The sequence below is a fragment of the Sphingomonas sp. CCH9-E2 genome (assembly GCF_001557215.1).
In the GTDB taxonomy this organism is placed as follows: Bacteria; Pseudomonadota; Alphaproteobacteria; order Sphingomonadales; family Sphingomonadaceae; genus Sphingomonas.
In genome coordinates, this window is the sequence record NZ_LSJM01000394.1 from 1 (window position 1) to 1,027 (window position 1,027).

At 66.5% G+C, this 1,027-nt stretch carries 1 protein-coding gene and 1 pseudogene; both read left to right on the top strand.

Annotated features, from left to right (window positions below; translation table 11 throughout):
- Positions 1 to 423, top strand: a pseudogene (locus AX681_RS17865) (putative DNA modification/repair radical SAM protein); the annotation flags it as partial.
- 62 nt (positions 424 to 485) lie between these two features.
- Positions 486 to 968, top strand: a complete 483-nt coding sequence (locus tag AX681_RS17870; RefSeq protein WP_066657719.1) for a hemerythrin domain-containing protein — start codon at positions 486 to 488, stop codon at positions 966 to 968.
- Positions 969 to 1,027 lie beyond the last annotated feature (59 nt).

The window sequence follows — 1,027 nt, forward strand, 5'->3', positions numbered from 1 at the left end:
CCGCTGATGCGCGAGCACCGCCTCTACCAGTCCGACTGGCTGATGCGCTTCTACGATTATCGCCCGGACGAGGTCGCTGACGCCGCCGATCCCGCCACCGGCATGATGCCGCTCGACATCGATCCCAAGCTCGCCTGGGCGCTCAAGCACCGCGCCAGCTTCCCGGTCGACGTCAACACCGCCCCGCGCCAGGCGCTGCTGCGCGTCCCCGGTCTCGGCGTAAAGGCCGTCGACCGCATCCTGATCTCGCGCCGCTGGCGACGGCTGACGCTGGCCGATGTCGCGCGGCTCACCGTGTCGGTGAAGAAGCTCAAACCCTTCCTCATCACCAGCGACTGGCGCCCCACCCTCCTCGCCGACCGCGTCGACCTGCGCCCGCTGGTTGCTCCGCCGGCCAAGCAGATGGAGCTGTTCGCGGCGTGAGAATGAGTCGCGGGTGAAACAACCACGCGAGCGGGCGGTTGAGCGCGCAAAGGAGACTTTGCATGGCCGAGACACGCATTTTCGAAGACCTGATCCAGGATCACAACCGTCAGCGCGACCTGCTCGACCGCATCGCGCAGACCAGCGGCGACAGCCAGGAGCGGCGCACCCTGTTCGAGGAGCTTCGCAAGGAGCTTCAGGCGCATGCCGCCGCCGAGGAGGAATCGCTCTATGCGACGATGCTCGCCAACCCCGAGCTGCGCGACGAGGCGCGCCATTCGGTGTCGGAGCATAAGGAAGTCGACGACATGCTCGGCGAGCTGGTCGAGATGGAGATGTCGTCGTCCGGCTGGCTGACCAAGTTCAAGTCGATGCGCGACCGCTATCTCCACCATATCGACGAGGAGGAGGAAGAGATGTTCCCCGCCGCGTCGAAGGACCTCGACGACGCGACCAAGGCCAAGCTCGCCAAGATCTTCGAAGCGCGCAAGCCCAAGGAACTGGAACGCGCCGAAGATGAAATGCCCGGCGACGCGCGCGAGTGAGCCAATTCCTCCCCTGCCCCGCAGGGGAGGTGGCAGCGCGCAGCGCTGACGGAGGGGCG

Coding starts and splice junctions, on each gene's coding strand:
- AX681_RS17870 (WP_066657719.1), top strand. CDS start 486: ATGGCCGAGACACGCATTTTCGAAGACCTGATCCAGGATCACAACCGT.